18 protein-coding genes and 2 tRNA genes are annotated in these 18,843 nt (G+C 62.8%); 9 read left to right on the top strand and 11 right to left on the bottom strand.

Annotation, left to right across the window (positions count from 1 at the left end; genetic code table 11):
- Nucleotides 1-16 precede the first annotated feature (16 nt).
- The 6 genes from K8I61_19970 to murJ form a co-directional block, all read right to left on the bottom strand.
- Nucleotides 17-90, bottom strand: a tRNA-His gene (locus K8I61_19970).
- 36 nt (nt 91-126) lie between these two features.
- Nucleotides 127-200, bottom strand: a tRNA-Arg gene (locus K8I61_19965).
- A gap of 94 nt (nt 201-294) precedes the next feature.
- Nucleotides 295-1,107, bottom strand: a complete 813-nt coding sequence (locus K8I61_19960) for a phosphoribosylformylglycinamidine synthase subunit PurQ (GenBank protein ID MBZ0274321.1) — start codon at nt 1,105-1,107, stop codon at nt 295-297.
- An 11-nt stretch (nt 1,108-1,118) separates the two neighbouring features.
- Nucleotides 1,119-4,106: a phosphoribosylformylglycinamidine synthase gene (locus K8I61_19955; protein MBZ0274320.1), complete on the bottom strand. Its 2,988-nt coding sequence runs from the start codon at nt 4,104-4,106 to the stop codon at nt 1,119-1,121.
- A gap of 29 nt (nt 4,107-4,135) precedes the next feature.
- The gene (locus tag K8I61_19950; protein MBZ0274319.1) at nt 4,136-4,552 is read right to left on the bottom strand and encodes a VOC family protein; all 417 of its coding nucleotides are present in this window, start codon (nt 4,550-4,552) and stop codon (nt 4,136-4,138) included.
- Complete coding sequence (gene murJ / locus K8I61_19945) at nt 4,549-6,201, bottom strand: murein biosynthesis integral membrane protein MurJ (protein ID MBZ0274318.1); 1,653 nt, start codon at nt 6,199-6,201, stop codon at nt 4,549-4,551. Before murJ ends, K8I61_19950 begins: the two co-directional genes overlap by 4 nt.
- A 225-nt stretch (nt 6,202-6,426) precedes the next feature.
- On the opposite strand from murJ, the gene rpsT reads away from it, so the two are divergent.
- On the top strand, nt 6,427-6,699 hold the full coding sequence (rpsT, locus tag K8I61_19940) for a 30S ribosomal protein S20 (GenBank protein ID MBZ0274317.1): 273 nt from the start codon (nt 6,427-6,429) through the stop codon (nt 6,697-6,699).
- On the opposite strand, the gene holA is transcribed toward rpsT, so the two are convergent.
- From holA to K8I61_19915, 5 genes are all read right to left on the bottom strand, one after another.
- Nucleotides 6,682-7,701 (bottom strand): DNA polymerase III subunit delta, encoded by a 1,020-nt coding sequence (holA, locus tag K8I61_19935; GenBank protein MBZ0274316.1) that lies wholly within the window; start codon nt 7,699-7,701, stop codon nt 6,682-6,684. The genes rpsT and holA overlap by 18 nt on opposite strands.
- Nucleotides 7,698-8,186 carry a hypothetical protein gene (locus K8I61_19930; GenBank protein MBZ0274315.1) on the bottom strand — a complete coding sequence of 163 codons (489 nt, stop codon included), beginning with the start codon at nt 8,184-8,186 and terminating at the stop codon, nt 7,698-7,700. The genes holA and K8I61_19930 overlap by 4 nt, the downstream gene beginning before the upstream one ends.
- 148 nt (nt 8,187-8,334) lie before the next feature.
- Complete coding sequence (locus K8I61_19925; GenBank protein ID MBZ0274314.1) at nt 8,335-8,820, bottom strand: hypothetical protein; 486 nt, start codon at nt 8,818-8,820, stop codon at nt 8,335-8,337.
- Between the two features lie 96 nt (nt 8,821-8,916).
- Entirely contained in the window at nt 8,917-9,132 is a 216-nt protein-coding gene (locus K8I61_19920; GenBank protein MBZ0274313.1) for a rubredoxin, read from the bottom strand.
- Between the two features lie 88 nt (nt 9,133-9,220).
- Nucleotides 9,221-10,339 carry a DHH family phosphoesterase gene (locus K8I61_19915; protein ID MBZ0274312.1) on the bottom strand — a complete coding sequence of 373 codons (1,119 nt, stop codon included), beginning with the start codon at nt 10,337-10,339 and terminating at the stop codon, nt 9,221-9,223.
- 146 nt (nt 10,340-10,485) lie between these two features.
- Here K8I61_19915 and K8I61_19910 point away from each other — a divergent pair, with 146 nt between their 5' ends.
- From K8I61_19910 to K8I61_19875, 8 genes are all read left to right on the top strand, one after another.
- Nucleotides 10,486-11,097 carry a flavodoxin family protein gene (locus K8I61_19910; protein MBZ0274311.1) on the top strand — a complete coding sequence of 204 codons (612 nt, stop codon included), beginning with the start codon at nt 10,486-10,488 and terminating at the stop codon, nt 11,095-11,097.
- The gene (gene bcp, locus K8I61_19905) at nt 11,090-11,560 is read left to right on the top strand and encodes a thioredoxin-dependent thiol peroxidase (protein MBZ0274310.1); all 471 of its coding nucleotides are present in this window, start codon (nt 11,090-11,092) and stop codon (nt 11,558-11,560) included. The genes K8I61_19910 and bcp overlap by 8 nt, the downstream gene beginning before the upstream one ends.
- Nucleotides 11,560-13,281, top strand: a complete 1,722-nt coding sequence (gene polX / locus K8I61_19900) for a DNA polymerase/3'-5' exonuclease PolX (GenBank protein ID MBZ0274309.1) — start codon at nt 11,560-11,562, stop codon at nt 13,279-13,281. Before bcp ends, polX begins: the two co-directional genes overlap by 1 nt.
- A 73-nt stretch (nt 13,282-13,354) precedes the next feature.
- A complete protein-coding gene (locus tag K8I61_19895) occupies nt 13,355-14,542 on the top strand; it encodes a hypothetical protein (GenBank protein MBZ0274308.1) in 1,188 nt (395 codons plus the stop codon).
- Nucleotides 14,539-15,039: a hypothetical protein gene (locus tag K8I61_19890; protein MBZ0274307.1), complete on the top strand. Its 501-nt coding sequence runs from the start codon at nt 14,539-14,541 to the stop codon at nt 15,037-15,039. The genes K8I61_19895 and K8I61_19890 overlap by 4 nt, the downstream gene beginning before the upstream one ends.
- Nucleotides 15,026-15,901: a 16S rRNA (cytidine(1402)-2'-O)-methyltransferase gene (rsmI, locus tag K8I61_19885; GenBank protein MBZ0274306.1), complete on the top strand. Its 876-nt coding sequence runs from the start codon at nt 15,026-15,028 to the stop codon at nt 15,899-15,901. Before K8I61_19890 ends, rsmI begins: the two co-directional genes overlap by 14 nt.
- Nucleotides 15,902-16,492: 591 nt before the next feature.
- Nucleotides 16,493-17,392 (top strand): hypothetical protein, encoded by a 900-nt coding sequence (locus K8I61_19880; GenBank protein MBZ0274305.1) that lies wholly within the window; start codon nt 16,493-16,495, stop codon nt 17,390-17,392.
- A gap of 535 nt (nt 17,393-17,927) precedes the next feature.
- Nucleotides 17,928-18,599 (top strand): hypothetical protein, encoded by a 672-nt coding sequence (locus K8I61_19875; GenBank protein ID MBZ0274304.1) that lies wholly within the window; start codon nt 17,928-17,930, stop codon nt 18,597-18,599.
- Nucleotides 18,600-18,843: the final 244 nt, after the last annotated feature.

Raw genomic sequence — 18,843 nt, 5'->3', positions numbered from 1 at the left:
CGTTTTTCTTTGGAAGGGTGAGCAATGGGGATCGAACCCACGACCTCCAGGGCCACAACCTGGCGCTCTAACCAACTGAGCTATGCCCACCATGCGGGACGACGCGCGAGGCCCGGCGCCCGAATACGCGCCAGGCAGGACTTGAACCTGCGACCTACGGATTAGAAGTCCGTTGCTCTATCCATCTGAGCTACTGGCGCAGGAAATCCGCTCCAAACCGGCGCTTTCCTTATCACGCGCTCTTGAAGAGTGTCAACGCGAAACGGCGGTTTCGCAAGTCCCGGCCCGGCCCGATTACGCTTCGGATAAATACGCGACCGCGTTGCGGAAGATCGCCAGCCCCTGCCCTTCGTCGGGCATCGGCTCGCGCGTCCAGCGCGGGTGATTCGTGCGGTGAAGGAAGGCCTCCGGATGCGGCATCATGCCAAACACGCGCCCGGTTTCATCGCAGAGCGCCGCGATGCCGCCGGGGCTGCCGTTCGGATTTTCAGGATAGCTCTCGGTCGGGCGCCCCGCCGCGTCGACGTAGCGAAGCGGCACGAGGCGGCGATCCTCGACCGCGCGCAGCACGTCATCCGACGCGGCGACGAGCCTTCCCTCGCCGTGACGCACTGGTAATTCCATCGTTTCGATTCCGCGGGTGAAAACGCACGGCGATTCCGGATCCGCCTTCATGCGCACCCAGCGGTCCTCGAAACGGCCGCGATCGTTGAAGGTCAGCGTCGCGGTTTGTTCGAAATAGCGTCCATCCAGCGCGGGCAGCAACCCGAGCTTGATAATGAGCTGAAACCCGTTGCACACGCCGATAACGCACTTGCCCGACTCAATAAAACGCGCGAGCTGATCCGACAGGCGCTCGCCGCCGCCCGCAATGCGCGCGTGCCGGTAGCGGTTCGCGCCCGCCTTCGCGCTTCCCATATCGTCGCCGTCAAGGAAGCCGCCGGGGAAGTTCGCGAGCTGGTATTCGTCAAGGCAAACCTCGCCCGCGAGCAGGTCGTAGATCGACACGATGTCCGCGCTCGCCCCGGCCAGAACGTTTGCGTGCGCCATCTCGCGCTCGCAGTTGACGCCGTTGCCGGTGACGACGATGGATCGAACCTTCGCCAATGCCCTACCCCTCAAAAATCGAGCGTCGCCTTGAAGGCGGCCCGCAGATCGTTGATGTCCTCATCGACGCGAATTTCGTCGCCGTACCGGGCGACAAGGCGCGTCGAATTCGTCACCTCGCCGACGCGCGCGATCGCGCACGATGCGAGCGCGGCCTCGAAAGCCTCGGCGTTTTCCGGCGCGACGGTGGCGACGAAACGCCCGGCGCTTTCGGCAAAGAGCATTTCCGCGGGCGAGAGCGTTTCGCCATCGATGCTCGCGCCGGTCAGATCGACGCGCATGCCGAAGCCGCCGGCGAACGCGGACTCCGCGAGCGCCACCGCGAGTCCGCCGTCCGAGCAGTCATGGCACGAACGCACGAGTCCCGCGCCCATCGCACGATGAAGCGCACGGTACAACGCAAGGTTCGCGTCGGTATCCACGCGCGGCACGTCCGCCGAGAGCGCGTCGCCGTGGTGTTGCTGGTACTCCGACGCGCCAAGCTCGGCGCGCGTCGTTCCGAGGACGTAGACGAGATCGCCCGCGGCTTTCACGTCCATCGTGACGGCCTTGCCTGCGTCGGGGATGACGCCGACGACGGTGAACAGCAACGTGGGCGGAATGGAGATTTTCTGCCCGGCGTTGATGTAGTCGTTTTTCATCGAGTCCTTGCCGGAGACGCACGGGACGCCGTAAGCGACGGTGACGTCGTAAACCGCCCGGTTTGCGCGGACGAGTTGCGCAAGCTTGTAATCGCCGTCGGGGTTCGCGTCCGTCTTCACGGGATCGCACCAGCAAAAGTTATCGAGTCCCGCCATGCGATCGGGGTCAGCGCCGGTCGCCACGGCGTTGCGCACCGCCTCGTCGATCGCGCATGAGGCCATGTCGTAAGCGTCGATCCGCGAATATCGCGGCACAAGCCCGTGCGACACGACGGCCGCGTCCATGCGATCGAGAAGCGGGCGCCAGACGGCGGCGTCGGAGGGACCGTCGGCGTTGGCGCCGCACATCGGCTTCACCGCCGAACCGGCCTGCACCTCGTGATCGTATTGGCGAACGACGTATTCTTTTGAACAGATGTTCAAACGCGCCAGCAGGCCGCGCAGCGTCGCGCCGTAATCTTCCTTCTCGCGCTCGAAACGTTTCGCGAGCGCGGGCGGCGTCCAGCGTGCGGCGAGGCGCATGACCGGCACGCCGTCGTGCAGAAAGTCCATCGGTAGCGACGCGACGATGCGATCGTGAAAACGCACGTCAAACCGCCCTGAATCGTTGAAAGTGCCGACGACGCTGACCTCCACGTCCATCTTCGCGGCGAGCGCGGAAAAAGCTTCGATTTTTTCAGGCGGCACCGCGAGGCTCATGCGCTCCTGCGACTCCGACAGCAGGATCATCCACGGCGCAAGGCCGGGGTATTTGAGCGGCGCTCGATCGAGGTTGATTTCGCAGCCGCCGCACGAGCGCGCCATCTCTCCGATGCTCGACGCCAGACCCCCCGCGCCGTTGTCGGTGATGCTGCGATACAGCCCGCGATCGCGCGCGATGAGCAGAAAATCGAACATGCGCTTTTGCGTGATCGGGTCGCCGATCTGAACCGCGGTCGCGGGGCTGCCCTCGTGCAGTTCCTCGCTCGAAAAAGTCGCGCCGTGGATGCCGTCGGCGCCGATGCGACCGCCGGCCATGACGGCGAGGTCACCGGCGCGGATTTCCTTTTCGTGGCCCGGTTTGCCGTGAATTGTCGCCGGCAGAAGCCCGCCCGTGCCGCAAAAAACGAGCGGCTTTCCGAGAAAATCCTCGTCGAACACGATGGAGCCGTTGATCGTCGGAATGCCGCTCTTGTTGCCGCCGTGCTCCACGCCCTCGCGAACGCCCTCGAGCACGCGCTTGGGGTGCAGAAGGCGCGGTGGCAACTCATCCTCGAAAAACGGCGACGCAAAGCAGAAAACATCCGTATTGAACGCGAGCCGCGCGCCGATTCCCGTGCCGAAGGGATCGCGGTTGACGCCGACGATGCCCGTCAGAGCGCCCCCGTAGGGATCGAGCGCGGACGGCGAGTTGTGCGTCTCGACCTTCATCACCAGCGACCAGTCGTCGGTGAAGCGGATGACGCCCGCGTTGTCGGTGAAGACGGACAGGCAAAGATCGCCCGCGCCTTTCGCCCTGCGGATTGCGGCTGTCGAACCCTGAATGCACGTTTTGAACAGGCTCTCGATCGTCTCGCGCCGGCCGTCTTCCTCATAGTCGATTGTCGCGGCGAATATCTTGTGCTTGCAGTGCTCGGACCACGTCTGCGCGAGCGTCTCCAGCTCCACATCCGTCGGCCGATCGGGCGGCAGATTCATCAACGCGCGTGCCGCGCGGATATCCTCGCGCCGGTAGAAATCGCGGATCGTCCGCATCTCGTCGAGATTCAACGCCAGCGTCTTTGCGCGCGAAAGCGCGAGCAGCTCGGCATCGGACAGCTCGAGATCGATCGATTCCACGTCGGCGACCGCGCCGCCTTCGACCTTCGGCACGTGCGCGGGCACCCCTTTTGATTCAGTCACGTCCGCGCGCGGCAGGATCGTCCAGCGGTTGATGAGGCCGTTGGCCAGCAGGTCGCGCGCGATGTGTCCCACAGCTTCCGCGTCGATTTCCGCGGAAAGCAGATATTGCGTCGAAGCGTAGACGCCCTGTCCCGAAAAAGGTTTGCGGTCAAGCAGCGTCTCGGCGGATTCGCGCGCGGTGCGCCCGACGTTATCCGTGACGCCCGGCAGCAGCCCGATTTCGATCAGCCAGTCGAAAGCAAATCCGTGCGCGGCCGGCCGATCGACATAGGCGTCCTGTATGATCGGATCGGCGAACGGGCCGGCCGCGAGCGCGGCGAGCTCCCCGGCGGAAAGATCGGCGTCGAGCGTATAGACCGACACGGTGCGCACGTCGTGCACCGGCAGGTGCAGATCGTCGCGGATACGTCGCGCGATTTTGCGCCCCGGAGCGTCGGTGGCGGCGTCCCTGAAGACAACCTCGATTCGATGAGCCATGAAATTTCGGTCCCGGCGCGACGCGCCGCCTAGTCGAAGCGGATTTGATTGTCGTCCCAGAGGACGACCTCGATTTCGTAACCCGTGGGATCCGTGATGTACCACGCATGCGAATGCGGCCAGCGAACCGCGCCGCCGTATTCCACCTCGATGTTTTCGCGTTTGATCGTCTCTTCCCAGGCCGCGCGGTCCGTGATGCGCAGACCGAAATGCGCCACGCCGTGCACGCCGCTGTCCGCCATTTCGTCGGAGGACATGTGCGTGCGCTCCGGGTGCTCGTAGACGCAGAGCATCGCGTCGCCGCAGCGAATGACGCCCCACACCGTGCCGTCGTCCATCGTCTTTTTCTCGACAAGGTCGAAGCCGAAGACGCGGTGGTACCAGTCCACCGTCTCGTCAAAATCGGCGACGCTCAGGTTCAGGTGATCGAGGTTCGTGACTTTCATGGGGTCTCTCCCTCCGGCAGCTTCACGAGGCGTCGCCGCCGGACGGCGCGGATGATAACCGAAAGAATCTCCCTGTCGAAGGGGAAAAGGACGGCGAAGTACACCACAACGCCCGCGCCGATGGCAAGAACGAGCCCCGCGATCTTGCCCGCGTTCGCCCCGGAGGTCGTGAAGTCATACCAGGTCGCGATTTTCGCCACCGCAAGCGCCATCACCGCGGACGCGGCGGCGCTCGCGGCAAGCGTCTTGATAAGCTGCCGCGCGCCGATCCGACCGAGGCGCTTGCGTAAAATCACGACAACGATCGAAAAATTGAACAGCGCGGAAACGGAGTTGGCGAGCGCGAGCCCCGCGTGCGCCATCGGCCCGGTGGGATTGAACGCGCGCGTGTATTGGTAAAGGAACGGATCGGCGTCGGAAACCGTCGGGCCCATGAACGAAATCGCGCAGAAAATGTTGACGAACATCGTCGCGAGCGCGACGAGCGCGGGCGTCAGCGTATCCTTGAGCGCGTAAAATGTCGGCACGATAACGCGCAACGCCGAGAAGAACGCGAGCCCGAAGGTGTACATGCGCAGAACCTCGGCGGTCTTCACCGTGGCCTCGTAGTCGAAGCGTCCGCGCTGGAAAAGCACGTTGATGATCGGCTCGGACAGCACGAACATGCCCGCGGCGATGGGGATGATAAGCGCCGTAACGGAACGGAGCGCGAAATTCAGCGTGCCAAGCAGCTCCGCACGCTCGCCGCGCGCCGCGTGGCGCGACATGGCGGGCAAGATCGCGGTGCCGAGAGCGATGGCGAAGATCCCCTGCGGCAGCTCCATCAGGCGGTCACCGTAAAATATGTAGCTGACGGTGCCGCTGCCCAGAAGCGATGCGAACCGCGTGTTGAGAAAAACGTTGATGGAGTAAACGGAAATCCCGATCAGGCTCGGCAAAAGCAGAATCACGATGCGGCGCAGGTCCGGGTCGCTCGGCACGAAGCGCCAGCGCGGCCAGTAGCCGAGCCTTTTCAAATACGGCAACTGCAACGCCAATTGCAAAACGCCGCCGGCGAGCACCCCGATCGCGAGCGCCATGACGGGCAACTCCAGGCGGTTCACGAAAAACAACGCCGAGGCGATCATCGACAGATTCAGCAGCACTGGCGCGAAGGCCGGCGCGAAAAAGCGCCCGCCCGCGTTCAGGACGCCCATGAAAAGCGCGACCAGGCAGATGAGAATTGCGTAAGGAAACATGACGCGCAAAAGCAGAAGCGTCAGCGCGTCCTTTTCGGGCGATTCCACGAAACCGGGCGCGAGAAGATCGACGATCGGCTTGGCGAACGCGATGCCGAGCGCCGTCGTCGCGGCGAGGATGACGACAACGACGCTGAACGCGATCGAAAAAAGTTCCTTCGCGCGCTCTTCGCCTTGATGCTCGCGGACCTCGGTGAAGATCGGGATAAAGCTCGCGGTCAGCGCCCCCTCGCCGAAAAGCCGGCGCAAGAGATTCGGGATGCGGAACGCGGCGACGAAGGCGTCGTTTTGAAGCCCCGCGCCGAAATACGCGGCGATCACCGCGTCGCGAACAAAACCTGTCACGCGGCTGATCATGGTCAACGCGGAAACGGTCGTCGCCGCGCGGATGACGTTGCCGCGCTCGCTCATTTCATGACTCGGCGGAATAACGCGCGGGAGGCGGCGATCGACGGACCACGGGCGACCGCCGGCGCGATGAACGGCCAGGTGATCAGCGACCGCGATGATGAGACGACCTGACTCAATCCTCGATCCTCAATCCTCGATCCTCCTTCTTGACAGCGCAAACTCGCGCGCCTATACATTGGCGCCTTCATAGGGGCAAATTCCCCGACAGACTCTGGAGTTATTGCTTTGGCGAATCATGAATCCGCGGTGAAACGGCACCGCCAGTCCGAAAAACGGCGCGCCGCCAACCGGCAGGAGCGCAGCACCGTCCGCACGCTCGCCAAGCAGGCGGCCGATGCCATCGAATCCGGTGACGCGAAGGCCGCGGCCGACGCGCTGCGAGTGGCGGAATCCCGCGTCGCGAAGGCGGCGAGCAAGGGCATCCTCAAGAAGAAGACCGCCTCCCGCAAGATCTCGCGCATGGCCCGAAAGGTTCATCGCCTATCGTCGGCCACGTGACGGGCGGCACAGGTCAAGCACCAGCTTTTCCAGGATAAGGCCGCCGCGCGGGCGGCCGTCCTTCAGCGCAAAATCCGTCTCGGTCAACCGATGCATCGCGCGGCGCAGCTCCGCCGACGCCCACGCGCGCGCCTGATTCACGACCTTTTTCGCGACAAACGGATGAACGCCAAGTTCGGACTCGATCTGCGCGGCCGGCGTGCGCGCATCGAGCATCTCGCGGGCCTCGGCGATCGTGCGCAGGTGCCGGTAAAGGCGCGCGCCCACGCCGATCGGCTCTTCCCCCGCTTCCAGCACGCCCCATAACGACACAAGCGCTTTTTCGCGATGGCGCTCGCCGAGCGCGTCGGTGAGATTGAAGATCGACTCCGGCGACGCGCCCGCGCTCACCGCGGCGATATCCGCCGCGGAAAGCGTCGCGCCCTCGCCCGCGAACAGGCTCGCCTTTTCGATCTCGCGATCAAGGCGCGCAAGGTCCGTTCCGACCCGCTGCACGAGCCCGTCCGCCGCGTCCGCCGCGAGCTTCACGCGGTATTTTTTCGCGATCGTCTTTGCCCACCCGGCCACGTCGCGCTCGAAGATGCGGCTAAACTCGATGAGCATGTCTTCGCTCTTGGCCGCCTTGGCGAGCAACGTGCGTTTGTCGAGGCTTTCCCCGTGCACGATGAGGCAGCAGGTGTCGATCGCTTCCTTTTTCGCGATCTCGCCGAGCGCGTCGACAAGCGCCTTGCCGCCCCTGGCCTTGACGAGTCCCTCCGCGTTCGCGATCGCCACGACGCGGCGCCGCGCCATCATCGGATAAGTGCGCATCAGCGCGGGGATACCCGACAGGTCGTCCTCGCCCGCGCGGAAGGTGTCGAGGTTCAGCGAGGCGAACGCCGGCTCCAGGGCAGCCTCCTTGATGCGCGAAACGGCGAGCCCGACGCGGTACGGATCGCCGAGCACCACCGCCACGCGCGGCACGCTCTTCGCCAGCCGTTTTTCAAGCTCGTCGAGTGTCATTGTGGGAATCCGTCAAACACGCGCGCGTGGAAATCGCGTGCCAGATCCTCGGCCATGCGCCGGATCGCCGAAGCCTTGTTCGCCTCGGACTCGAAGATGTCCGGCGTGGCCCGGTATTCCTGCACCTCGTTGATGTTGCGGTCGGTCCAGAGCGGCACGCCGTCGGGCAGAACGATCGCAAGCGAAACCTGGATCGACGCGCGGTATTCCACGGCGAAGTCGCCCTCGGAAAAGCTGATGGGTTTGGTGGAAAATTTGCGGATGATGCCGACGACCACCGCGTCCGCGTTGTCCATGTCCGTCGTGCCGACGAAGCGGTGCAGCAGAAACTCGCGACGCACGGCGTCGGTGACGACGGCCTCGAGTCCGGCCTCGGTGGTGTCGTTGCGGAAGACCGGCACGGCCACGCGGCGCACCTTTTCGGGAAGATTGACGCCGCGCGACTCGCGGCCATAACCGCAGGACACGGCAAAAAGCGAAAGCATCGCGATCGTGAATGTTCGTACGGCCCGGACGCGGTTTCCCGCGATGTCCGAGCCGCGAACGACGCTCCGCCGAAAGCGGGCCGGGAGGATACGGGTATCGACGTTTCGGCGCACGGAAAGCGCCGGGGCGACTACGGCGTTCGCCGTGTCACTCCGCCACAAGGTGCGTCGTCACGGTGTCGTCCGCCATGACCCACGTCACCACGTATTTCTTGCCGCCGCCCTCGAAGTACCAGAGCACCTTGCCGTCCGCGTAGTTGAAGCCCTCGACCGGCTTTTCGAACACGACGTGGTCGTCAAAGTGCTTATCCACGGTTTCGAGGAAGTGGAAATCCATGTTCATCGCGCGCTCGCTCGAGCGGCGGTATTTCACCTCGCCGCCGACGACGACCTCGAGATCCACGAAACGCACGAGCCCGCGAAGCGGCGTCATGCGGTAGGTCAGCGTCTGCAAACCCTGCGTGTCGAATTTCGCCTTCATTTTGGACAGGTGGACGCCGTTCAGATGGCCCCAGTATTCGCCATTGTCGAGGCGAACCCAGAAGTCCTCATGGCCGACCATCCAGGCATGGCCGACACCGGAGGCGGCAAGCAAAAAGACCATCGCCAGCGTTGTCACAACGAGCCGTTTCATGCGCGGGCCTTCCGTCGGAAAGGAGGGAAATCGCGACGTTTATAGGGGCTTGGCGGGGGACTGTCAATCCGCGCGGGCCGGGCACACCACGAAACCTCACCCGCCCCGTCTCGTCCGATCCATCCATCGATCCAGGCGTTCGAACTGCGTGAGGTCGGCGCCGCATTGGGGGCATTCGAAACCATCGGGCAGCTCGCGAAACGGCGTGCCCGGCGGAACGCCTTTCACCGGGCAGCCGACCGCCGGGTCGTAGATGTAGCTGCACTTGAGGCAGTGGAATTTCGGGCCGAAGGGGTTTTTCGACTCCGTCATGATTTTTTCTTTACCGCGAAGACGCGAAGGACGCGAAGGGTATGATGATACTTCGCGCTCTTCGCGCCTTCGCGGTGAAAATTCCGACTCAATCGACTTCCGCCACAACGACGCCGTCCGCAGCCGCGTCCGCCGGCCTTGATACCAGCCACGCCGCATTCGCGGCGTCGCGGCCGATGGATTTGCCAAAGCGCGTCATGAGATCGTTGCGAAGTTGAATGACCGCCGTGTCGGGAAGGCCGTCAAGCGTTATCTGCCCGCCGGCCGATTTGTCGTGCCCGCCTCCGGAGCCCTTTTTTCCCGCCAGCCGCGCCGCGATGCGCCCAAGCTGCCGCCCGCGGTGCGAGGTGCGTATGGAGAAGTAGAGCACGCCTTTCTTGTCGCCAAGGCAAAGGCTCCAGCGCGCGCCTTTCACCTTCAGGAGAAAGTCCGACATCTCCGCTACCGACTCCGGCGCCGCGACCGCGCCCAGGTCCGACATCACGAGATCCTGCACGATCCTCGCGTTGCGCACGGAATCGGAGTAGTGGGCGATGTACTCGCGCGGGATCGGCGCGCGTTCGATGCGCCACAACCAGCGCAGGCTCATCGCGCCGAACAGGAACTGCATCATCTTGATATCCGCGTCGGAGCTGTCGCGCCCCGTGTCGGAAACGTCGGTCTTGATGCCGTAGTAAAGCGCCGTGGCGATGCGCGCGTTGATGGGAATGTTATTTTCGCGGATGTACTCCGTGATGATCGACGAGGTCGCCCCGTACTCCGGGCGGATGTCCGCGAACACGCCGCTGATGGAGCCTTTCACGCCGCGCGGACGGCGGGCCTTGTGATGATCGACGATGACGCGCACGTTTTTCAGGTTTTGCGCCTGCGTGTTCGGCCCGCCGGAGCAGTCCACGAGCGCCACCTGCTTGTAACGCGCGACCTGCCCCGGGCTCAACTTGTGAATGGGGATGCGTAGGAGCTTCACCATCGCGATGTTTTCCGCGCGGCCGATGAGCCCGCCGTACGCGAGGCGGCAGCGGATGCCGCTCGTTTGCCGGATGATATGACGCAAGCCGAACGCCGCGGCGATGGCATCCGGATCGGGGTTGTTGTGGGCGAGGATCAGGAGGGTTTTGCGCCGGTCCACCGCTCTCAGCAACTCCGCGAGGCGCCCCCGGGGGACCTCCGGCGCTTCGTCGGTTGTCGTTTTTTCCGTTGCTCCCAAGCTCGATCTCCGCTTGCGCTTGGCCCACGTTGGGGCAAACATGACGCGGCATGAATGACGGCGCGCACAGGCAACGTCAACCCCCCTTCACGCCAAAGGCGACGGATGCGTACCTTAACGCACATGACCGGAAGGCACGAGCACCCATGACGCGGGTGATCGCCGTGGCAGGGAGCCCTCGGCCGGACGCGAACTCCGACCTGCTTTTGACCGCGTTTGTCCGCGGTGCCGAGCTGGCGGGCGGAACCGTCGAGATTGTGGTGCTGCGCGGCCTTTCGATCGCGCCATGCGACGACTGCGGCCCGTGCGAGGCGGCGGGCCGCTGCAAGATCGGGGACGACCATCCTCCGCTGGCCGAGCGGATCCAGGAAGCGGATGTTTTCGCGCTCGCGTCGCCGGTGTACTGGTCGGGGTATCCGGGCTCGACGAAAAACTTCATCGACCGCTTCCAGGGCTATTGGGCAAGGCGCTACATTCTCGAATGGCCCGACCGCCCGACGCCGGGCCCGGACGGGTACCTGCTCGCGGTTGGAGGCGCGCGAAGTTTCAAGAATTTTTTCGGCATGAATCACGCGTTTCACTTCCTGATGCAGACTCTCTACGGCCGGGCGGTCGAACGCCTGAACGTCCCGCAGGTGGACTCGCGCGGCGACATCCTGAAACACCCGAATGCGCTTCGAAAGGCGTTTGAACTCGGCTGGCGATCGGTCGAACGGGCCGAGGCGCGCCATGCCCATCACGGAGGAAATCATGAGTGATGACCTGACCGGAAAGCCGGCGCCGGATTTTGCGCTGCCGGACGCCCAGGGCGAAACGCGGCGCCTCGCCGATTTCGCGGGCAAGAAGGTTGTGCTTTATTTCTACCCGAAGGACGACACCCCCGGGTGCACGGCCGAGTCCTGCCGGTTCCGCGACATGAACGCGGACTTCAAGAACGCGAATACGGTCATCGTCGGCGTCTCGCGCGACGGCGCCGAGTCGCACCGGCGCTTCGCCGATAAATACGACCTTCCCTTCCTTCTCCTCACCGACGCGGACGCGAGCGTACACAACGCCTACGGCGCGTGGGGGATGCGCACCAAATACGGCAAGACAAGCGAGGGTGTTATCCGTTCGACGTTTCTGATCGACGAGAATGGCAACGTCGCCCGCCAGTGGCGGAACGTGAAAGTTGACGGGCACGGCGACGCGGTGTTGCGCGCCGCGCTCGGCGAGGCCTGATGGCCGACAAGAAGGACGCCGCGAAAGCCTTTCACCGGGCGGCCGTGTTGCTTGAGCTTTCGGGCGAAAACGAGTTCAAGGTGCGTGCGTATCAGCGCGCGGCGCGGCTCATCGAGGCGTTCGAGGGTGGCGTCGGCGAGCTTCGGGCCGCCGCCGCGAAAGGTGCGATTCGCGGCCTCGGCGCGGCGCTCGGCGGGCAGCTTACGGAATATCTCGACACCGGGCGCATGTCGTTTGCCGAGGAGATCGAGGCCTCCCTGCCCGCCGGGTTGACGACGCTGTTGGCGATCCCGGGCGTCGGCGCCAAGACCGCGCGCCGTCTGCATCTGGAGCTCGGCATCGCAAGCCTCGACGAACTCGAAACGGCGGCCCGCGACGGGCGCCTGACGGCCCTCGGCGGTTTCGGCGCGAAAAAGCAGTCGGCCATCCTTGCCGGTATCGCGCGCGTGCGCACCTACGAGGGCCTGTTTCATCTGCAGGTGGCGACGCGCGAGGCGGCGCGCGAGGCCGCGTTTCTTGCGCCGCACGCGACGCGCGTGGAGATCGCGGGCGCCGTCCGCCGGAGGATGGAGGTCGTCGACGCCATCGATCTTGTCGCCTGCGCGAAGGACATCGACGCCGCGGCGCGCGCGTTCACCGAACGCGAGGGGGTCTCAAACGTCGCGTTGCCGGACCCCGCGATTCACTCCGTCCGACTGCCATCGGGCATGATCTGCCGCGTCCGTCTCGTACCGGAAAACGCATTTTTTGCGGCGCTCGTTCACGATACCGGCTCGGCGGCGCACGTTGACGAGCTTCGCCGGCGCGCCGAATCGCTCGGGCTGTCGCTCGACGCGCGCGGCGTTGCCCGAGGCCTGTCGATGCTCCCTTGCCCGGACGAAGCCGCCGTTTACAAACACCTGGATCTCGCCTTCGTTCCGCCGGAGTTGCGCGAAGGGCTTGGCGAGATCGATCAGGCGGCCGCGGGTACGCTGCCCGCGCTCGTGACACGCGGCGATCTGCGCGGCGTTCTTCACATGCACACGCAATACTCCGACGGCACCGCAAGCGTGCGCGCCATGGCCGAGGCATCGCAGGCCATGGGTTATCGATACGCCGGCATCTGCGATCACAGCAAAAGCAGCACCGTCGCCGGCGGCATGTCGATCGACGAGGTGAAGCGGCAGCACGCCGAGATCGACGGGCTCAACGCCCGGTTCACCGACTTTCGCGTGCTCAAGGGCATTGAGTGCGATATCCTTCGCGACGGCTCGCTGGATTATCCCGACGACGTTCTCGAAACGTTCGACTTCGTCATCGCGAGCGTTCACGCGGGATTCCAGATGACGCGCGAGCAGATGACCGCGCGGGTTCTGGCGGCGATCGCCTCGCCCTTCGTGACCATTCTCGGCCATCCGACCGGCCGTCTTTTGCTTTCGCGCGAGCCTTATGAGATCGATATCGACGAGATGCTGGCCGCCTGCGAAAAATACGGCGCGGCGATCGAAATCAACGCAAATCCGCATCGCCTGGACCTCGACTGGCGGCATGTGCGCCGCGCGATCGCCGCGGGAATCCGCGTCTCTATCGGCCCGGATGCTCATAGCGAGGCGCAACTTGCGTTCGATGCGTTTGGCATCGACATGGCGCGGAAGGCCGGATGCGGCAAGGCCGACGTTTTGAACGCGCTCGACGCCGAAGCGTTTTGCGCCTTCGCCCGAGGGCGGCGAGATCGATCATGATGACGTTCACCCCGCGCTCCGGATTGGATATGATTGCGTGGATCATTCTTCGGAGTGAGGCATAAGGACATCCATGCGTCCATTCGAACCACTGAACTATGAAGAGCTATCGCCCGGGCTGAAATCCGTCCTGCCCGAGGACGCGCCGCTCGGCCTGCGCATGGCCGCGGCTTCCGGCGGCCTGCCAATGATGACGGCCGAGCTCGTCGCCTCGCTGTACTATTTGGCGAACGATGAAGATCGCGGCGTTCGCCGCGCCGCGCGCAAGTCGCTCGTCGAGCTTCCGGACACGCTGTTGGCGACCGTGCTGGCGAGCCCGGTCTCGCCGAAGATCCTTCACTGGTTCAGCACGCGCGAACTCGGCCGGACGGATCTCTACGAACGCATTCTCCTGAATCGCAATACCGCGGACGAGACGTTCGAACGCATCGCCGAGGCGACGGATTCGCCGGACCTGCTCGAGTTGATTGCCCACCAGGAAACGCGCTACGTCCGCCGGCCGGAGATTATCGAAAAGCTCGCCAACAATCCGAACGCGCTGACCGCATCCGTGCAGCGCGCCGAACAATTCTTTGGTCTTCACACGGGCAAGAGCTGGCGCGACGTGCTGGCCGCCAAGCGCCTTGCCGCGGGAGTGCTCCCCGAGGAGGCGACGCCGGAAGCGGCTCGTAAGGAGGACGCCGAACGCGCCGAGCGCGAGCGCCTTCTGGAAGCGTCGCTTGTCGCGGAGCAGCTTCCCGAAGGCTTCACCATCGAGAAACTCGCGCGCGAGGAATTCGATGTCGACGAGCTCTTCGCCGAAGACCTGCTCCTTGATCCCGAGGCCGAGCTCGAAGGCGAAAAGCGCGAATCGCTCCAGACGCGCATCAACAAGATGTCGGTGCTCAACAAAATGCGCCTCGCGCTCAAGGGCAACATCGAGGCGCGCAACATCCTGATCAAGAGCGCGAATCGCCTGATCCAGGAATGCGTCATGCGCAATCCCCGCCTGACGATCGAGGAGGTCATCAAGGTCTCCAAGGACAAGACGCAGCGGGAGGAGATCATCCGCATGGTCGCGCACAACAAGGACTGGACGCGCCATTATCCTGTCGTCGTATCGCTGACTTGGAATCCGAAGACGCCCATCCATCAGGCGCTCAAATACCTCGATCGCCTGAACCCCCGGGATCTGATCAGCATCGCGCGCAGCAAGCAGGTGCCGGGCATGGTGGCCGTGCAGGCCCGAAAAATCGCGGCGGAGAAGCAGAGGTTTCGATGACCGAAAAGGAGACCCGGGGACCGGAAGCAACCCCTTCCGCTCCGCTCGCTCCCGAGGCCGCGCGTCGCGCGGACGAACGCAAGGAAACGCTCGCGGCGGAGGAGGCCGAGTGGGCCCGGGTGCTCGCGAACCCGGACGACGAGGAAGCCCACAAGGCGTACTTTCGCTTCGTCGTGAAAAACGGCCTTCTGTCCGAGGGCATCAAGCGTTACACGCCGCTCATTGACGCCAAGGACGACTACTCCATCGAGGCGCGCCGCCGCTTTCGCACCTACCAGCAGACGATTCGCAACCTCTTGTTCATGAGCGCCCCCCGTGTCGAGCCCCCAAAAGGCCGGCGCGCCGAGATTTACATCACCCTCATCCTCGCGCTCACGTTCATCATCGGCGGTTTTCTGGTCCCCACGCTTCGGCTCGGCGTTTTTTTGGGCATGGCGATCATCGTCGGCCTCATCGTTTATCTGATTCGCCAGGGCCGCAAGATTGGCCGAACCTGAACCCCCGCGCCCCGCGCGCGGCGCCGGCAAGCTCGTCCTTGTCGCGACGCCGATCGGCAACATCGGCGATCTTTCAACGCGCGCGCGCCAGGCGCTCGCGGAATGCGACGCCGTCGCGTGCGAGGACACGCGCGAGACAGGCCGCCTTCTCGCGGCCCTCGGCATCAAGCGGCCTCTCCTGTCGTGTTTTGACGCCAACGAGTCGCAACGCTCCGGCCAAATCGCCCAGCGTTGCGCCGCCGGCGAAACGATCGCCGTTGTCTCCACGCGCGGGCATCCGGGCATCTCCGATCCCGGGCACCGCCTCGTCGCGGCGTGCGTCGAGGCGGGCGTCGCCGTCACCGTCGTGCCCGGGCCAAGCGCGGCGATATCGAGCGTGGCGATCTCCGGGCTGCCGCCCCACCCCTTCTGCTTCCACGGATTTCTCCCGCGCCGCGGCGCCGAACGTCGCGAGCGCCTCGCCGCGATGGCCAAAGGCGGAACGCACGTCGTCTTCGAGTCGCCGGCGCGCGTCGTCGCCACGCTGCGTGAGTTTGCCAAGGCGCTCGATGATCCGCGTGTCGCTGTCGTGCGCGAGTTGACCAAGCTGTACGAGGAAGTCGTCCGCGGGCGCGCAAGCGAGGTGGCGAATACGTTGGCCGATCGCGATGTGCTCGGCGAGTTGACGATCGTCCTACACGTGCCCGAACCGGAAGCCGGCGCGCTCGATCCAGACCTCGTTCGCCGCGCGCGCGAGCTGTGCGTTGAACATGGTTTTTCCAAAAGCGACGCGGCGCGCGCGGTGGCGCATCTGTTCGGCGTGCCGCGCCGCGAAATCTACACGTGTCTCATGGACGATCCCGGCGACGCGTCGGATATCTGAAATCCGTCACGAAAATTCGCGTGTTTTTTTGCGTTCCCCGAAAGAGCGCCGTACGGCCTTGCGCGAGTTCCGGGTGCGAATTCAATCGCTTACGCGCGCGTCCCGAAAACGGCACGCGACTTGCGACTTGATGAGGGCGAAACGTTCGTCCGGCCGAATTCGACGGCATCAACACGGGGGACGTGAAGCCAGAATCAGGTTGCCTCCTCCTCCTGACCTTCACGTTCTCCGTGATTTTTTTTATTTCGGCGGTACACGGAGGGCACGGGGAAGACACGGACGACACCGGGAAACGCCAGAAGGCTGGAGGAGTGGAAGGCTGAAGGGCTGGAAGGTCATCGCAAATCGCTTCGTCGTTTTGCGACGTCATTCTGAGCGACAGCGAAGGATCTTGCTCGCCGCTGTTTTCGGCCACTCGACAACCGCGAAGGTTTCGCGCCCTTTTTCCGCGTTCACTCTTCTAAGAACACATTTTCTTGCCTCGCTGCGAAACCTTGTGATGACGTTCCAGACTTCCAGGCTTTCCGACTCCTTCTGCCTTCCCGTCTCCCGGACTTTTCCGTACGCTGTCGTCCTTCTTGACGAGGGCGTATGCCAAGCCAGATCATTTTCGTCGCGTGCGCGTCGATCGCGTTTGCCTGCCTTGTCGCGCACGCGATCGCGCGGCGCGGCTTGAAGACCGGACTCGTGTTTTTCGTCGCGCTCTTCGCGTTCGGCATCCTTCGCGGCAACCTCGTCCATATCATCACCTCCGGACGCACGCCCTACGTCTTCGACGTGCCGATTCTTCGCCTGGGCTACACCGGCCCGGTGGAGGCGGCCGGATGGTGCATCTCGCTGTACATCTCCTGGTGCCTGGCCGAACGATTGCTTGCGCGGCGCGGCGACAACGCGAAAAACGTGTTCGCCGTTTTGTTCATGGCGTGCGCGATGATGATGGCCTTCGCCGTGATGATGGAGGCGGCGGCCGGGCGGCTCGACTGGTGGAAGTGGCGCCCGCCGCGCGGCATGCGCGAATCGCCCGCGTTGCGCGACGTGCAGCGCGGCGTCACCGAGTGGTTTTCGGTCGGCTTCGATTTTCTTTTGCCGTATCTGCTCATCGCGCAGACGCGCTGGGAGCGCGGCGCGTGGCGTGCGCTGTTCGGGCTCATCCCGTTCCCGTTCCATTTCGGCATGCACGAAATCCGGCGGACGCGGCTTGACGATCACCTCATCAAGCTGAACCACCTGTCGCACTTCGTCATGCTCGCCGTGGCGACGCTCGCACCCTACTTCCTGTTCCTGCCGCTGAAAAACGTGCCCGACTTCGCGCCGCCCGCCGCCCGGCGCGCGCGTTGGATCGCACGGCTCGATCTGGTCGGCCTCGCGATTGTCGTCATGACGGTGATCGGAAACCTGATCTTCGTCGCGGGCGAGGCGGAGCTGATCGTGTTTGCGATTCCCCTGGCGGCGTTCGGTTTTTACGCGTGGTGGTGGTCGGAGAGGAACTGAACGGTGGGTAGCCAGCCCGTCTCTGATTTAGAGAAATAACTCTTTCATCTTGGGATTTCCGTAGATCGCTGGTCGCGCATGTTCGAATTGATCGAATTATTTCTGAAAGGACGCAAAATACGCTTGAGTTGCTAAATTAAAAGGCGTAAAAAGGTGATCAATCGAAAGAATGACCATCCATTATCCGCAAGTGCTGTCGAAAGGGGGCGTAAAATGTCTCTGGTAGGATTCGCGACTATTGCTTTCGTAAAATCATTTTCGGAGAGGTGCGGTTGCATTCGGGATTGGTGGTGGTAGCGGCAGTGGCGGTGGCGGTGGATGCTGTGGATGTTCGTCGTGAGCCGGTACTGAAGTGAACTTGATTCTTGGTCTTTCTTTTTCGTTTTCATTCGTCTTGGGACTCTTTTATATTATTTTTATCGCAAGACAGGGTTTTTCGATAATCTTATTTATCAAAATTATATTATCGTCATTTATCACCTCTTTTCTTTTTCTTCTATGCATTCAGGCCGACGTGTTTTTTATTGGCGCATACGTGTACCCATTATCGCTGGCCTTTCCCTTGTTTTTTCTTCGTGTGTTTATCAATAAAATGCTAGGCATAACAAATATCGGATTAAAAAATAGGCGATACCGAGAGTTTTCCGGTTTTATCTATGAGTTGTTCGCTCTCTCGTTCATGTATTCGTTTGCGGTCATGGGATTGTCTTTTATAAAATGGGCGTGGCGTGACGGACCGGGTGAATATCGGTGGTCTGAATCTTATGAAGTTGAAGTTCATCCGTGGTATTGGAGGCATCTATTATGGTTTTCGCTAGCTGTTGCCGTGGCGATAATTGTTTTTAGGTACGCGGGGAAGAAAAAGCGGCTCGGCCTAATGGCCTTGGAATACATATATTATTTTTCGTCCACGCTTATTTTTGCGGCCTTTTCCGGTAATTTAATAGCCGATATTATCTACCGCCATATCGCATGGCACTCGATATTGGGTTCCGTGTATGATCACGGGATTGCCATTGTGTTCGTTGGCCCATCCGTCGCGTATGGCCTTTCGATAATTCTTTGCTCGATTGAAACGAAATATCTTCCAACTCGTTTTACGAACATGCGGTATTTTGACGGATTTGGCGTCGTATTTGCTAAATATGTCGTGATTGCTTGGTTGGTAGTATTTCTCGGCTACAACATGACTTATCCGATAGCGTAACTGCCTACAAGTAAAGAGCGTGTCCCGTTTTCCGTGGAAAGTGGACCGGCAGTTGGTTTGATCTCATCGATAACGAAATATTTTTCGTTCGCAATCCCCACTCCTAATCCCAAGGGAGTTCCCCCGGCTTTGCCGGGGAGGCATCCGTAGTTTGACAGTTCCGGAAGTCGTCCAGTGAACTCCGGTTCGTGAGCCACCCAAGGCAACGCGAACGAGGAGAACACATGGACGACCTGGCGAGCTT

This window comes from bacterium, from assembly GCA_019912885.1.
Lineage (GTDB): Bacteria > Lernaellota > Lernaellaia > JACKCT01 > JACKCT01 > JAIOHV01.
Note: the sequence above shows the minus strand (reverse complement) of the source record. Positions and strands in the feature narration are given on the sequence as shown.

Excerpts from the sequence above, each read along its gene's own strand:
- K8I61_19955 (MBZ0274320.1), bottom strand. The coding sequence starts at position 4,106 with ATGGCTCATCGAATCGAGGTTGTCTTCAGGGACGCCGCCACCGACGCT.
- K8I61_19950 (MBZ0274319.1), bottom strand. The coding sequence starts at position 4,552 with ATGAAAGTCACGAACCTCGATCACCTGAACCTGAGCGTCGCCGATTTT.
- murJ (MBZ0274318.1), bottom strand. The coding sequence starts at position 6,201 with ATGAGCGAGCGCGGCAACGTCATCCGCGCGGCGACGACCGTTTCCGCG.
- holA (MBZ0274316.1), bottom strand. The coding sequence starts at position 7,701 with ATGACACTCGACGAGCTTGAAAAACGGCTGGCGAAGAGCGTGCCGCGC.
- K8I61_19930 (MBZ0274315.1), bottom strand. The coding sequence starts at position 8,186 with ATGCTTTCGCTTTTTGCCGTGTCCTGCGGTTATGGCCGCGAGTCGCGC.
- K8I61_19925 (MBZ0274314.1), bottom strand. The coding sequence starts at position 8,820 with ATGAAACGGCTCGTTGTGACAACGCTGGCGATGGTCTTTTTGCTTGCC.
- K8I61_19920 (MBZ0274313.1), bottom strand. The coding sequence starts at position 9,132 with ATGACGGAGTCGAAAAACCCCTTCGGCCCGAAATTCCACTGCCTCAAG.
- K8I61_19910 (MBZ0274311.1), top strand. The coding sequence starts at position 10,486 with ATGACGCGGGTGATCGCCGTGGCAGGGAGCCCTCGGCCGGACGCGAAC.
- bcp (MBZ0274310.1), top strand. The coding sequence starts at position 11,090 with ATGAGTGATGACCTGACCGGAAAGCCGGCGCCGGATTTTGCGCTGCCG.
- polX (MBZ0274309.1), top strand. The coding sequence starts at position 11,560 with ATGGCCGACAAGAAGGACGCCGCGAAAGCCTTTCACCGGGCGGCCGTG.
- K8I61_19895 (MBZ0274308.1), top strand. The coding sequence starts at position 13,355 with ATGCGTCCATTCGAACCACTGAACTATGAAGAGCTATCGCCCGGGCTG.
- K8I61_19890 (MBZ0274307.1), top strand. The coding sequence starts at position 14,539 with ATGACCGAAAAGGAGACCCGGGGACCGGAAGCAACCCCTTCCGCTCCG.
- K8I61_19880 (MBZ0274305.1), top strand. The coding sequence starts at position 16,493 with ATGCCAAGCCAGATCATTTTCGTCGCGTGCGCGTCGATCGCGTTTGCC.